The 15,066-nt window shown below is 42.5% G+C and carries 11 protein-coding genes and 1 other annotated feature; of the genes, 6 read left to right on the forward strand and 5 right to left on the reverse strand.

Going from position 1 to position 15,066, the window contains the following annotated elements:
• Positions 1-408: 408 nt before the first annotated feature.
• The 3 genes from clpB to rluD all read right to left on the reverse strand — a co-directional run bounded on the left by clpB (position 409) and on the right by rluD (position 4,872).
• Entirely contained in the window at positions 409-2,982 is a 2,574-nt protein-coding gene (clpB, locus tag BCU12_RS05345; protein WP_102403324.1) for an ATP-dependent chaperone ClpB, read from the reverse strand.
• A gap of 178 nt (positions 2,983-3,160) precedes the next feature.
• On the reverse strand, positions 3,161-3,898 hold the full coding sequence (pgeF, locus tag BCU12_RS05350; protein ID WP_102403325.1) for a peptidoglycan editing factor PgeF: 738 nt from the start codon (positions 3,896-3,898) through the stop codon (positions 3,161-3,163).
• Positions 3,898-4,872, reverse strand: coding sequence for a 23S rRNA pseudouridine(1911/1915/1917) synthase RluD (rluD, locus tag BCU12_RS05355; RefSeq protein ID WP_102403326.1), 975 nt, complete (start codon positions 4,870-4,872; stop codon positions 3,898-3,900). Before rluD ends, pgeF begins: the two co-directional genes overlap by 1 nt.
• Before the next feature lie 129 nt (positions 4,873-5,001).
• Here rluD and bamD point away from each other — a divergent pair, with 129 nt between their 5' ends.
• From bamD to yjjX, 6 genes are all read left to right on the forward strand, one after another.
• Positions 5,002-5,724 carry an outer membrane protein assembly factor BamD gene (bamD, locus tag BCU12_RS05360; RefSeq protein ID WP_102403327.1) on the forward strand — a complete coding sequence of 241 codons (723 nt, stop codon included), beginning with the start codon at positions 5,002-5,004 and terminating at the stop codon, positions 5,722-5,724.
• 165 nt (positions 5,725-5,889) lie between these two features.
• Entirely contained in the window at positions 5,890-7,293 is a 1,404-nt protein-coding gene (locus tag BCU12_RS05365; RefSeq protein WP_198599259.1) for a lytic transglycosylase F, read from the forward strand.
• A 368-nt stretch (positions 7,294-7,661) separates the two neighbouring features.
• Positions 7,662-7,988, forward strand: coding sequence for a ribosome-associated translation inhibitor RaiA (gene raiA, locus BCU12_RS05370; RefSeq protein WP_102403329.1), 327 nt, complete (start codon positions 7,662-7,664; stop codon positions 7,986-7,988).
• A 108-nt stretch (positions 7,989-8,096) separates the two neighbouring features.
• Positions 8,097-8,219, forward strand: a sequence feature (Phe leader region).
• A 12-nt stretch (positions 8,220-8,231) separates the two neighbouring features.
• On the forward strand, positions 8,232-9,410 hold the full coding sequence (pheA, locus tag BCU12_RS05375; protein ID WP_102403330.1) for a prephenate dehydratase: 1,179 nt from the start codon (positions 8,232-8,234) through the stop codon (positions 9,408-9,410).
• A 229-nt stretch (positions 9,411-9,639) separates the two neighbouring features.
• Positions 9,640-12,024, forward strand: a complete 2,385-nt coding sequence (locus BCU12_RS05380; protein ID WP_102403331.1) for an EAL domain-containing protein — start codon at positions 9,640-9,642, stop codon at positions 12,022-12,024.
• A complete protein-coding gene (gene yjjX, locus BCU12_RS05385) occupies positions 11,987-12,523 on the forward strand; it encodes an inosine/xanthosine triphosphatase (RefSeq protein ID WP_102403332.1) in 537 nt (178 codons plus the stop codon). Before BCU12_RS05380 ends, yjjX begins: the two co-directional genes overlap by 38 nt.
• 153 nt (positions 12,524-12,676) lie before the next feature.
• On the opposite strand, the gene trpR is transcribed toward yjjX, so the two are convergent.
• Positions 12,677-12,970, reverse strand: a complete 294-nt coding sequence (gene trpR, locus BCU12_RS05390) for a trp operon repressor (RefSeq protein ID WP_102403333.1) — start codon at positions 12,968-12,970, stop codon at positions 12,677-12,679.
• A gap of 58 nt (positions 12,971-13,028) precedes the next feature.
• Positions 13,029-14,933, reverse strand: coding sequence for a murein transglycosylase (sltY, locus tag BCU12_RS05395; RefSeq protein WP_241909752.1), 1,905 nt, complete (start codon positions 14,931-14,933; stop codon positions 13,029-13,031).
• Between the last annotated feature and the right edge of the window lie 133 nt (positions 14,934-15,066).

A 15,066-nucleotide genomic window follows, 5' to 3' on the forward strand; every position in this document is an offset into this window, starting at 1 on the left:
ATTGGTCACTCAGTTCATTGAAACCAAATTTGAAGCCGCTCTTTATCAAGAGAAGTTTCTAATTGGATTATCATCAACGAGTGCCCACACAGATTGATAGGTTTAAATTGTTAAAGAGCGTTGCTTATCGAGGCGTTCCTCTGTAAGCGGACGGTAATTCTAGCGATTTAACCTTAAGTGTCAAACACTTTTTAAAATTAAATCTTCAGGACAACCATCTTACAGAACATCGTTAAAGCCTGTGGCTTGCACCGTGTCAGTGGAAGCGCATTATAAGGAGAGAAAGTTAAGACGCAATAGCTTTTATGGAATAAAATAAAAAACTCAGCGCGTTCGTTTAATGTTTAACCAGAACGTACAGAATTAGTATAAAAAGGGAGCACAAGCTCCCTTTTTATATGAGTAATTTTACTGGCTAGCTATGATTCGTTCACCTTTAACAAGCAACTTCACTTTTTTCTCTGGATTTACTTTTCCAGCCAAAATAGCTTTTGCTAATGGGTTCTCAACACTTTGCTGTATCGCTCGCTTCAAAGGTCTCGCACCGTAAACCGGATCAAAACCAACCTTAGCAATAAACTCAAGTGCTTCTTCAGAAACATCTAATCGATAACCACTTTCTTCCATCCGTTGCCCTAATCGCTCAAGCTGAATAGAGGCAATAGATTTAATATGCTCTTTACCTAGTGGGTGGAAAACAACACTTTCATCGACTCTGTTCAGAAATTCAGGTCTAAAGTGCTTGTTCACGACTTCCATTACCGCATCTTTAATTCCGTTGTAATCTAACGTAGAGAAGTTTTCTTGTATTCTAGTTGAACCTAAGTTCGACGTCATAATGACAACAGTGTTTCTGAAATCAACCGTTCTGCCCTGCCCATCAGTTAATCGCCCATCATCCAATACTTGCAATAGAATATTAAAAACGTCCGGATGCGCTTTTTCTACTTCATCGAGTAAAATCACGGAGTAAGGTTTACGACGCACTGCCTCTGTTATATACCCGCCCTCTTCATACCCAACATAACCAGGAGGCGCACCAACAAGTCTTGCAACAGAGTGCTTTTCCATAAATTCGGACATGTCTATTCGCACCATTGCATCTTCACTGTCAAACATGAAGTTCGCCAGTGTTTTACAAAGCTCCGTTTTTCCAACGCCTGTAGGCCCTAGAAATAAGAATGAACCAATGGGTTTATTCGGATCTGATAACCCAGCTCGACTTCTTCGAATCGCATCCGAAACCACCTCAACCGCTTCTCTCTGCCCTATCACTCTATTGTGCAAGACATCTTCCATTCGTAGCAGTTTCTCTTTTTCCGCTTCCAACATTTTGGATACGGGTATGCCCGTTTGCTTAGACAGAACTTCTGCTATTTCATTATTCGTGACTTTGTTGCGAAGTAACGTCATTTCTTGCATTTCGGCTTGAGTTGCAAGGTCGAGCTGTTTTTCTAGCTCTGGAATCTTACCGTATTGAAGTTCAGACATTCGGCTAAGATCACCCGCTCGACGGGCAAAATCCATATCCATTCGAGACTGCTCTAGTTCTGACTTTATGTGCTGGGTACCTGATAATGCCGCTTTTTCTGCATTCCAAACCTCTTCTAACTCGGCAAATTCTCGTTCTTTATCATGTAACTCTTCTTCAATGACACTAAGTCGCTTCGTGCTACCATCGTCGAGTTCATTATTGAGTGCCTGCTGCTCGATTTTTAACTGGATAATCTTACGTTCTAGCTTATCAAGCGATTCTGGCTTTGAATCTATCTGCATACGAATGCTTGATGCCGCTTCGTCAATTAAGTCAATGGCTTTATCTGGTAATTGACGATCAGAAACGTATCGGTGAGACAAGCTTGCAGCTGCGACAATTGCCGGATCAGTAATTTCCACATGGTGGTGAAGCTCATAGCGTTCTTTCAATCCACGTAAAATGGCAACGGTATCTTCGACAGTAGGCTCTTCCACAATTACTTTCTGGAAGCGACGTTCTAGCGCAGGGTCTTTCTCCAGGTAACGACGATATTCATCTAGCGTTGTCGCTCCTACACAATGTAACTCCCCGCGCGCTAACGCTGGTTTGAGCATATTGCCGGCATCCATCGAGCCTTCGCCCTTACCAGCCCCTACCATCGTATGAATCTCATCAATGAAGAGGATCACATTGCCCTCTTCTTTAGCCAATTCATTAAGTACCGACTTGAGCCGCTCTTCGAATTCACCACGATATTTAGCCCCAGCCACCAGCGCCCCCATATCCAAAGAAAGGACGCGCCTGCCTCTTAAACCCTCTGGTACTTCGCCATTAATAATACGCTGTGCAAGCCCTTCAACTATTGCGGTTTTGCCTACTCCTGGTTCGCCGATGATTACAGGGTTGTTCTTTGTTCTGCGTTGCAATACTTGGATGGTTCTTCTTATTTCATCATCTCGGCCAATAACCGGGTCGAGCTTACCTTGTTCTGCTCTTTCAGTAAGATCGATAGTGAACTTTTCCAGAGCTTGGCGTAACTCTTCTGCATTCTGATCATTGACCTTTTGCCCACCACGTATTTTGTCGATGGCCGAGCTTACTGTTTGTTCAGTCAAACCCACTTCTTTTAGCAATGCACCTAATGCGCCATTGTCATCGAGAGCAGCAAGCAGAAAGACTTCCGAAGATATAAAAGAATCCTGTCTCTTCTGAGCAACTTTGTCGCACATATTGAACAAAGTACCCATCGAACTAGATAGCTGAACATCACCACCAATACCGCTTACCTTCGGTAATTTATCTAGGATTTCACTGAGTTTTGAACGTAAATGAGGCACATCTACATTCAGTAAGGTCAATAAGGGGCGTATCGGGCTGCCATTTTGATCCAGAAGAGAAACCATTAAATGAACGGGTTCGATGTATTGATGATCACGACCCAATGCCAAAGATTGAGCATCAGAAATGGCAATTTGAAACTTACTAGTAAATCGATCGAGACGCATAACCTATTTTCCATTAACTAAGTTAATCACTAATTAACTAAAAAGATGGCTACTTAGGTTCAGGTTTTCAAGGGTTGTATGAGGATCAATTCGAAAAGGTGAAGGTTTATCTCATCTCTTGATTTGAACTAAAACACAGACAGAGATAAATAGGGTAAGGGTGGATGTAACGTTGCTTTTAGGATCTATCAATCCAAATAAATACGGCCTGTCGACCTGTCACTCCATCACGTCGATAAGAGTAAAATTGCTCTTCCATATCATAAGTGCATAAATTACTGGAAAAGATGCTATTGACCCCAATTCGATTTAAACGCTGCTGAGCGAGCATGTCCATATTGGCGAACCATTTATTAGGCGTTGTACGAGGTAAAAACGCACATTCAGCACTGCTGTCTACACGGGTAAATGCTCTTACAACATCTTCACCAACTTCAAAGGCAGTAGAACCTATTGCCGGGCCTAACCAAGCGATAACACTAGTTGGCTCGTCAAACTGAGCAACTGCTTTTTCTAAAATCCCATTAGATAAGCCACGCCAGCCAGCATGTACTGCTGCTACTTGAGTTCCCTGATCATTGGTTAATAACACAGGAAGACAATCCGCAGTCATTGCACTGCATACAACATTCGGTACTCGAGTGGTTGCACCGTCAGCCTCCAATACTTCCAGTGTAGAATCACTCACATTCGCAATCTCTGTGGAGTGGGTTTGATTTAACCAAATAGGAGGGGTGGGCATCGAACAATGTTGAGCAAATTTTTCTCTGTTTTTTTCGACCGTCGCTCTATCATCCCCAACATGGGTACCTAAATTCAAACCATCGTAAGGTGGTAAAGAAAAACCACCTAAACGGGTTGAGGCAACAGCTTTAATATTGCTTGGTACTTTCCAGTTGGGGATGACAACGTTCATTAATAGTCTTCAGAGTGGTTTAGCTTCGCATCTTCACGCAGTGCTTCAGTAATTTCGACCATGTCATCTGGAACAGGAGCATGAAACTCCATCGTTTCACCAGTAACCGGATGATCAAAGCGAAGCATTACCGCGTGTAAAGCTTGGCGATTAAAGCCACGAATCATTTCTGTCACTTCTTCACTTGCTTCTTTTGGAATGCGAGCTCGCCCACCATAAGCGGTATCACCTAACAACGGATGCTGAAGGTAAGACATATGCACACGAATTTGGTGTGTTCTGCCAGATTCAAGGCGAAGTCGAATGCGCGTGTGCTCTCTGAAGTGTTCAGCGACACGATAGTGCGTTACCGCCGGTTTCCCCATTGGCGCGACAGCCATCAAAGTACGCTTGGTAGAGTGACGACCAATTGGCTGATCAACTTTGCCACCAGCCGTCATCTTGCCTATGGCAATCGCTTCATATTCACGTGTGATCTTTCGTTTCTGCAAGGCACGAACTAGACGAGTCTGAGCAGGGACTGTTTTGGCAACCACCATCAAACCTGTCGTGTCTTTATCAAGACGGTGAACAATACCCGCACGTGGTACTTCAGCGATATCTGGATAATGGAAAAGCAACGCGTTTAACACGGTCTGATCCGGTGTACCTGCGCCTGGGTGAACAACGAAATCACGAGGTTTATTGATAACCAGTAGATCGTCATCTTCATAGACGATATCCAATGGTATATCTTGCGCTTCCCATCGCTGCTCATCTTCCAGTTCAGCTTGAACAGTGATCACTTCACCGCCCATCACTTTGACTCGAGGTTTAGTTATCACCTCTCCATCCACTTGAATCTTTCCTGCCAAAAGCCACTCTTTAATTCTTGAGCGAGAGAAGTCGGCGAACAATTCAGCGACAGCTTGGTCTAATCTTTGGCCAAGCTGGCTATCTTTTACGGTATTTGTTAATTCTATCTGCTGGGCCATATCGAACTTTTTCAAAAACAGTGAGACTAATGCTCACGACTGTGGAAAAATAAGCGCCATTGTATCTGTTACGAAGAAGAAAGTAACGGAAGCTTAAGAAATATTTAATTCAAGGAATCAGCTCCTGACATGAAACACTATACGTTATCCGGTCTACTTGCTCTTACAATGCTATTTGGTTGCTCAAGCAGTGACGAAATTGTTCCTGATGTACCACCTGCAGAGCTTTACTCTGAAGCTCAATCATCGCTGCGTTCAGGGAATTGGTTTTCAGCGATAGAACAGCTAGAAGCACTTGATTCACGCTACCCATTCGGTGCCTATTCTGAGCAGGTACAACTCGATCTTATTTACGCTTACTACAAGAATGATGACCTTGCATTAGGTTTAGCAACCATAGAACGCTTCAACCGACTCAACCCAACGCATGACAAACTTGACTGGGTTCTTTACATGCGTGGCCTGACGCACATGGCACAAGACCGCAACTTTATGCACGATATATTCAATGTTGATCGCAGTGACCGAGATCCAGAGCCAGTGAAATCGGCTTTCGCTGACTTTGATCGACTTTTAACACGCTACCCAGACAGCCAGTACGCAGCCGACGCTAAAAAGCGTATGCATGCTCTAAAAAACCGCCTAGCGGATTATGACCTGGCCACTGCTGATTTCTATTTGAGACGTGAAGCGTGGATAGCGGCGATCAATCGTAGTCAAGAGCTGCAAAAGACCTACCCTGATACTGAAGCAGCGCGAAAATCGTTAGAGATTCAACTGACGGCGTATGAAGAGTTAGGGCTTGAAGAGTCGGTTCAACGAACGAAAGAGCTCATCGAACTCAATAAGTAAGACAATTAAACTTATGATTTAAAACCGCTTATTATTAAAGCGGTTTTTTTATACCCATATTTGCTCATGCTCACTTTTCGTCTTACCCTTATACTATCAATCAGTAAAGGATGACTTATTGTGACGCTAAGATGCCACCAATGGCTATTATTGATAATTCTTGTGATGACGGCCCCTACAGGCGCCGCATTAGAGCTATCTCCACTACAAAAAAAACCCTACACCGGTGATTTTAACGAACTTAAAAGCAAAGGCGTTATTCGTGTGCTCGTTGCCGCCGATCTTGGTTTTTACTACATCGAAGGAGGACGCCCAAAAGGAATCATTGCCGAACTTCTTTATCATTTCGAAAAGCAATTAAAGAAACAATCTCCCTACTTGAATCTACAAGTTATCCCAATTCATAGAGATGACCTCTTGCACTCTATCGAGAATGGGTATGGTGATTTAGCCGTTGCCAATCTCACCATTACAGAAAAGCGAAAGCAACACATAGATTTTAGTTCCCCGGTAGTCCGAAATGTCAGCGAGCTAATCGTCACGAAACAATCAGTGCCAGAATTAAAAACAATCGAACAACTCAGTGGTAAAGAGATATGGGTAAGAGCGAGTTCTAGTTACTTTGAAAGCCTTCAAACTCTTAATGGTCAACTTAACGCCCTTGGTAAACCTCCCGTCATTATCCAGTTCATTGAAGAAACGCTTCAAGACTACGAACTCATGGAGATGATTAACTTAGGTCATATTAAGGCAACCGTTTTGGACAGTCACAAAGCCGAATTATGGATGAACACTTTAGAAAACCTGCAAGTCCATTCTGAATTGCCATTGAGAGAAAATGGTGAAATAGCATGGGCTATGAGAAAAGACAGCCCAGAATTAAAAGAAGTTACGGATCAATTTCTTCGATCTTCTCGGTCAGGTACGCTCTTAGGCAACGTGATTTACAGTAAGTACATTGATGACACGCGTTGGTTAGCACGATTGCTTAATCCTAAGAAAATTGAGCGACTAGAGTCCTTGTACTCAGTCTTTGAGCTTTACTCAGAGCAATACGAGTTTGACCCGTTAATGATGTCTGCTCAAGGCTTCCAAGAATCAGGCTTAGATCAGTCTAAAGTCTCCCACAAAGGCGCTGTAGGCGTCATGCAGGTTTTGCCGAGTACCGCGAAAGATCCCAACGTAAATATCCCTAACATTCAAAAGGTTGATAACAACATTCATGCGGGCATTAAGTATATGCGCTTCATACAAGACCGTTATTTTACCAATGACGATATTAAAGAAGACGATCAAGTTTACTTTACTCTTGCTGCATACAACGCAGGCCCTGCCAACATCAGAAAAATGAGAAGACTAGCCCAAAAACATGGCTATGACCCTAATGTCTGGTTCAAAAATGTTGAAATCATAACAAGACGGAATATTGGACGAGAACCCGTTTCATACGTTGCCAATATCAATCGATACTTTGTTGTCTATAAGCAACTCTCAGCGCTAGAGCAATTGAGAGCAGAAAGAAACGCAAGTGTCACATCGGCCAATTTACTGCCTATTGAAGCCCAATAAAGGTCACTCAGCCGATATTCAGTTAGATTGTATATTGTTGTAATTTTAAGCAGAGTTGAAGTTTTCAACGAGAACACGTGAGGAAGTCATTGGAATGTAATGGCAGTAAAGAGAGCAGGAAGGTTTATAAGGCTGTAAAAGTGCCCCAAAAATCGGAAAGTATTTTGCGTGCTACCTCTACCAATTTAACTATTTTTCTTTAAATAACAAGCTTTTCTTAGCACCAACAAAAGCACTCTTTGCGTAAGATCACATTTAGTTTTGACTAATATAAATCGACCAATAAAGTTAACGAAGATCACATTATTTTCTTATCAGATTAGTAATCTGAGGTTAACCCATAAGGGATGTCTCAGAGGAAAATATCTATGAAAATAAACATTACTGGTAAAAATATCGAAATCACCTCTGCAATCCGTGAGCACATAGAAAGTAAATTTAAGAAACTTCAGAAGTGGCAAGTAGACATTATAAAATGCCAAACAACGTTTAGCGAAGAGCCAAACAGACAGAAAAAATTTGAAGCTGTCATTACCGTACCGAAAGGACAGCTCGTTGCTTCAGCAATAAATGAAGATCTATACACTGCCGTTAATGAGGTTGAACAAAAAATAGAACGCCAGTTAAACAAGCTACGACATAAGCCAGAAGCACGTCGAGCTGAAAAACCAGAACTAGAAGAAGAAGTCGAATAACCAGATTCTCAACCAAATAAAAAATAGCGCTGGAAAGCGCTATTTTTTTGCTTGACGCTCTAAGCTTGCTTGCTTATTGTGTTTAAATATTCACTCGTAAGTGACCACTATGCAAATTCAACTGTGCTTTTTTGACTTCTTTTTTCTCCAATGATTTTTGGAGGCTAGAGCGTTTGTAGAAGATAAGTCAAAAACGAACAGAAGGCCTCCCAAATGGGAGGCTTTTTTATAAAGGAAATATTCATGACAGATAAACAATACTCACTGGAAGAAATTCGTAATCGCCTCAACGAATTAGACGATCAATTACTCAGTTTAATTTCTGAGCGTCGTAAGATGAGTATTGAGGTCGCGAAAAGTAAAGTCGAAACATCGAAGCCCGTTCGAGATGCAGCCCGAGAGCAACAACTTTTAGTTAAACTTATCAACAATGGCCAAGAGAAATACGACTTAGATGCTCCATACATCACCAAGCTTTTCCACACCATCATTGAAGACTCTGTATTACTGCAACAAGCTTACCTACAAAACTTGGCAAACCCACTAGAGTGTCGTAAGCCACTAGCTCGTGTCGCTTTCCTTGGCTCACAAGGGTCATACTCTCACCTGGCCAGCAGGGAGTTTTTCAGCCGAAAAAATACTGAACTCGTTGAACTAAATTGTGAAAACTTCCGTGACATTACAAGCACCGTTGAATCAGGCCATGCCGACTACGGTGTTCTTCCCATAGAAAACACCAGCTCTGGCTCAATTAATGAAGTCTATGACTTACTGCAACATACAACCTTGTACATCGTGGGTGAACTTACCCAGCCTATTGAGCACTGCCTCGTTGCGACTACCGATATACGAATAGAAGAAATTAAAACGCTCTATTCGCATCCCCAGCCTCACCAGCAATGCAGCGAGTTTTTAAACCGCTTAAAAGGGGTAACATTAGAGTCTTGCGCCAGTACTGCTGATGCCATGCAAAAAGTAAAACAGCTAAATCGCTCGGACGTTGCAGCCATTGGGAATGCGTCTAGTGGCAAGATCTATGGTCTTCAACCAATTCAGGGCAATATCGCTAACCAAACCGAAAACCACACTCGCTTTATAGTCGTTGCGCGTAAGCCGGTTGAAGTGTCACAACAGATCCCGGCTAAAACAACACTCATCATTTCTACGTCACAAAAAGCGGGCTCACTGGTAGAAAGTTTATTAATCCTTCAACGCTATGGCATTAACATGACGAAACTAGAGTCTCGTCCAATCTTGGGCAACCCTTGGGAAGAGATGTTCTACGTTGACCTGCAAGCTCATCTCGATTCTGAACATATGCAATCAGCCATACAGGAGCTAACCAAAATTACTAAGCATCTAAAAGTACTGGGCTGCTATCCGACAGAGAATGTAAAGCCAACCCAAGTAAAGCTTCAATAATAATACACCTGTCTAATATTTAGCTGTAAAAGCTGACACTTTAATACGCAATCCGTAGAATGCTTGATTCTAATGGATTTTCAATAAAGGTCAGCTTTTTTAATGGATATAAAAATTTGACCTGTATTGATAGACAAAACTCAGCATACAAGGTTTAACTCACTATTATGATGTTAAGGATGACACCAAAATATTGGGCTACCATAGGTCTTACTGTGGATAAGACACTATGAAGCTTAATACTCGAATACTTCTTCTTGTCGCACCTGTTATCGCCATCAGCGCTGCTATTTCTGGATTCTCTATATTCGAAAGTCAAAAGGACGCTCTACTCAAAAGAGAACAAAGTTATCTTCAGCTTAATATGGAAAAGCTGGCGGGCCACTTTAAACACTCTGTTTCCGTTCTAAATAGCTACTCTTATACCCTGACGAAAAGCGACATCATTCGATACTATTTTCACAATGAACGAAGCCCATATAGAGATATAGAGCTCGTCGACAACCTAAAGCGTTCTATCACATCTCTTCAATCAGGTGTGGATGTCAATGGTCGCCTTGCCATACTCGATAGTAACCGTAAAGAGCGCTTCTTCGTTGATAGCAAAAAAGATGAATTGGAGACACTCGATCCTAAAATCCGTGCCTATACCGATTTTATCTATACTACGACACAGCACTCTACTCATATCGGCTATACGCAAAACTCTCAAGGCGAAGGCGTCCTAGTTCGTTATGATGTACTTGATAGAGACAGCTTAAAAGCACCCACTAACTATGACAAAGGAGAGATTTTTTTCGTCGTGGTTTCTGTTTCTCTTAATGCCTTCAATCAGCTACGTAAGCAGATAGAGTTCGATACAAAAAGTAGTATATTTTTCACTGAAGATTCCGTCATCCCTGAATTGCTCATTCCAGATCCTTCAGAATTGACCCAAACAGTAAAACTTAAGGATGACTTCTACGCCACCTTGGATCCTGCCCACTTCCTCATTAATGACAAGATTTATTCCATGGGTAAGAGCCTAGCCACAGCATTTGGGGTCTCATCTCTTCTGACGGTTCTCATTCTGACCTTCTTACTCTATCGTCATGTTATCAGCCCCATTTCAAGGCTCGATCATCAGTTACTTGAAGTCGAAAACAACCAACGCAAGAATATTATTCAGTTAAAAGGTGACGACGAAATAGCTCATCTCTCAAGACGTTTTCATGAGATGTATCAAGAGCTAACCACCACGTATCAGAAAACAAAGGCGCTCGCTGAGAATGATCACCTAACCCAACTGGCGAATCGACACCAGTTTCACCAGTTGGCAGAGCGTGCTCTTTCACATAAACGAGCGAATAAACAGGTTTGGATTCTTTATATCGACCTTGATAATTTCAAATATGTGAATGATAAGTACGGCCACACCGTAGGTGACAAGCTACTGGTGAATTTTGCTCACCATATCCAAGCTCTTAGTAACGAATTCCATACTAAGCATAAAGTGAAATGTTTGGCTTCTCGCTTATCTGGCGACGAGTTCGCCATTTTCATCTCCTCAAAACACTTTGACAGTGAAAGCCATATCATTAAAACATTTACTGACAAGCTGTTAGAGCCCATTCAGAAAAACCATGACTCTCTTCTTGGAAGCTTTCCCGTTACGGCAAGTGTCGGTATCGCGACCTACCCTAAAGATGGTCAGGATATCCATTCTCTAATTTCTAGGGCCGATACCGCCATGTATCAAGCCAAAAGAGCCGGAAAGAATCAAATTGGCTATTACTCTAAAGAGATGGATCAAGTCGTTAAGCGCCGTACTCAAATCGAGAGAGCGCTTAGGAATGGAGACATTGAGAACGAATTCTATCTTGTCTATCAGCCTTACTTTGATCGAGAAGGGGCGAATGTCGCTGGTGTCGAGGCATTATTGCGTTGGAACTCTATTAAACTTGGTGTCGTGTCGCCAAGTGAGTTTATTCCTATTGCCGAGCAAACCGGTCTTTTTGGTCGAATAGATCGCTGGGTCATACAGGCCGCATTTAAAGACTTTAACTTCATTCAAGATTTGTTTGAGTATGACGTGCAGCTAGCCATTAACCTTTCATCAGCGGAGTTAGATTCACTCCAGTTAGCGAAGTTTATTCAGCAAGAGGCAAGCGAACAAAGTGTGCAACCGCATTTAATTGATTTTGAAATTACTGAAACCTTTGCCGGTGATTCTCAAAGCTTCCCTCTTCTTCATGAATTGACCGTTCAAGGCTATCGCTTGGCGATTGATGATTTTGGATCCGGCTACACATCAATCACTCACTTAGTTCAATATCCTGTTCAAAAAATCAAGCTGGATCGTTTTTTCTTAGAAACGTTGATAAAAACAGGAAATGAAAAAGTCATTAAGCCTTTAATCGATTTATGTCATTCACAATCTATGGTTGTGACCGCTGAAGGTATTGAAAATGAAGAGATGCACTACTGGCTATCAGCCTACCAATGCGATTACATGCAAGGTTTCCATTTTGCCAAGCCCTTATCATTAGATGAACTCAGGATTTGGCGCGAGAATATACAAGAAGAAATAAAGGAAAATACCTGTGAACAACAAAGTCATCATAGCTTCGCTTAATCCAGCCAAAATAAGAGCGGTAGAGAGCGCGTTTAACGAGTGCTTTCGTGATGTATCGTTTGAATTTGAGGGGATCTCTGTACCGAGTGGCGTTGAAGATCAACCCATGTCGAATGATGAGACGCATCAAGGTGCTCTCAATCGCGTAGAAAACGCCAAGTTTGCGCAGCCGAATGCGGATTACTATGTCGGCTTAGAGGCTGGTATTGAAAACAACACAACATTTGCATGGATGGTAATTGAATCCAATACTCACAGAGGTGAATCTCGCTCCGCAAGCCTCATGCTGCCTCCAGAAGTCATCCAAAAACTAGAAAACGCCAACGAGCTAGGTGACGTTATGGATGAGGTATTTGGCACTCAGAATATAAAGCAAAAAGGTGGGGCGATAGGGTTGTTGACTCAAGATAGCCTCAGCCGAAGCAGCGTGTATCATCAAGCGTTGATATTGGCACTCATTCCCTTTGTTAATCCGGAACACTTTCCGAGCAACCTGTAAGACTGAAGATGGAAAACGTTTCAGACTAAAGAGTTTAATTGAGAGTGGCTCGAAAAAGATCTAGACATCACCATAGACCTCAGGAGCTCAACCTCCCCCCTTGTTTTTAGTCTTGGCCGCTCTCACTGTCCTGTTAACTGCCTTATTCGCTTCTTATTTTTCTAGAAGCTTGGCAATGCTTTCTCTTTCTTGATCTGTTTTTGCTTTAAGCTCGTTTGAACCGCGAGTGATTGTCGCGACACCCACTCCAAGCATTTGGCTTACTTGCCTCTGTGAAAGATCACCTTTCAACAACTCATAAATAATATTGGTTCTCGCTAATAAAGCATCTCTCTCATCAGAAGTCATCAGTAAGGTCAGCACTAACTCATGCTGACCTTCATCTGCCGCTCGCTTAATAAGGTCCATTAACTGTTGCCAATCGCTGTATTGAGGGTCCAATGACATATCCATACTCATTCTAAAAATACAGCCTCTATTGTAGAGCCTTCAAACGCCATTGGAATCAATATTTTGTTTTCATTTCATGTTCGTTGAGAAATGCTCCATCCACCCCCATCAAGTCACGATAATATGTTTCAAACATTAAAATATTTTGCACATACCCTCTTGTCTCTTTGAATGGAATCGCCTCTATGAAGGCATACGCGTCAAGCTTTTCGTCAGTCCTAGAGCGCCACTGTTTGACTCGATTAGGCCCTGCGTTATACGCCGCTAGAGCGAATATTCGATTGTTATCATACTGCTCTAACAATCCATCAAGGTAATGACTGCCAATCTCTATATTTTTGCCCACCTCGTAAAGCTCATTTTTGCCCAGATAGCTAAGCTGATATTTTCTAGCCGTATACTTTGCAGTTGCCGGCATGATTTGCATGATTCCCCTCGCACCAACAGGTGAACGCGCTTCGCTATCGAGTGCACTTTCTTGTCTTGCTAATGACATCAAAGTGATGGGATCGATATTGTGTTTATCGGCATACAAGTTGAACCAGTGCTGATGGGCTATCGGGAAGCGAATGCTCGTGTTATCCCACATTTTTGCCGATATAGAAGCCGTGACGGACAAATGATGCCATTTACGTGTAGAGGCATAAGCCGCAAGCATCTCCTTCTCCTCTCCCTCACTATGCTGTAACAACCATCGCCATTCACTTTTTGCTGCGGTGATCTTATCCAGATCGATCAACTCTTGAATTCTAATTAATGCAGGCTTGTGTTGTTGGATCACCTCTTTATCCAAAGTTATTGTCGAAACTGGATATTGAATCGATTGATTCATTTCTTTGGCCGCAGCCACACTGTAAAAATTTCTCAAGCCAATGATTTTTTCTAAACGGGCATAACCATCATTTGAGTCCCCAAGCGCGATCTCTGAACGAGCCAACCAATACTGCCAACGAGGCACTTGTAAGTAGGACTTTGGCAATAAAGACGACCACTGCTGGATACCTTGCCAATCCGCATGCTGAATCGCCAGCCTGATTCTGCGTTCGATTAAAGAACGATTCTGAGTGGTTTTGATCACCTCATCACGCCAATCAGCTAAAGCGTCTGACTCCGTGTTAATTAGTCGAAATGAAAGAAAATCCGCCAATTGTTGCGCTTGTTCTTGCGTGAATGCCTGAGCTTTGACCACTTGTTCGAATAGACCTTGCGCTTTCTCTACATCTTTTCGACCTAATTTCCTTACCGCATACCCACTTTGCAATTGATTGAACACGTTGACGTCATGCTTCTTCGCAAAAGAAACAACCGATTCAGGGTTGCTGTACAATGACTTCATCGCACTGGCTTGCACCTTTTCAGCACTGCCTTCCAGTTGCTTTGCAAGATACCCCATCAACCCACCGTTACCTGCTTTAAAAGCCAGCAACATGCGGTCTAAGACTAACTGATCCGTCAAATGCCCAGCGTTATCCCACTCCTTAAAAAGAGGGTCGCAAGCATCTTCAACACTGTCGCCACTCAACCAAAGTTTTTCAGCGCCTTTAAATGCAACCTCTTTACTCCCTGCTTGAGACTGAGCGTAGTAATAGTGGCATAAGTAACTCTCTCCTTTTGGCGGCTGAGTTTGGAACTCCAAAAATGTCTTCCAGTCGCTTCGAGCCGCTAGGCTATCTAAATAAGGCGCTCGAATACGATAAGAGAAAGGGAAGTTTTTGTACGTTTGAATAAACTCATTAACCTGAAACGGTGACTTGGTTGAAAGTTCAGCCAAGAATGCTCGGTAATCGACATAGGGAGTCAAAGGATAGGTCGCGATTTGACCACGCATTTTCAGATATTGCGTGACCTGCTTGTCATCCAGTAAGTCTTGAGCCTTCTGATAAAGCGCTCTTTGTTTGGATAAGGTTGGTAATGATTCAGCATACGAAGTACCGCATATCAATGAGCTAACAGCTATCATTGATGTAAGAAGGCGTTGCGGTAAGGGAAATAGCTTAAACTTCATTCACTCTCTTCCTTTGAGATAAGATGGGTAACACTAAGTTAGGCTAATACTAGTCTTAAATGTAAAAGGTTTGTCCACAAAATTAGAT

Origin of the sequence: Vibrio sp. 10N.261.55.A7 (assembly GCF_002877365.1) — a bacterium.
In the GTDB taxonomy this organism is placed as follows: Bacteria; Pseudomonadota; Gammaproteobacteria; order Enterobacterales; family Vibrionaceae; genus Vibrio.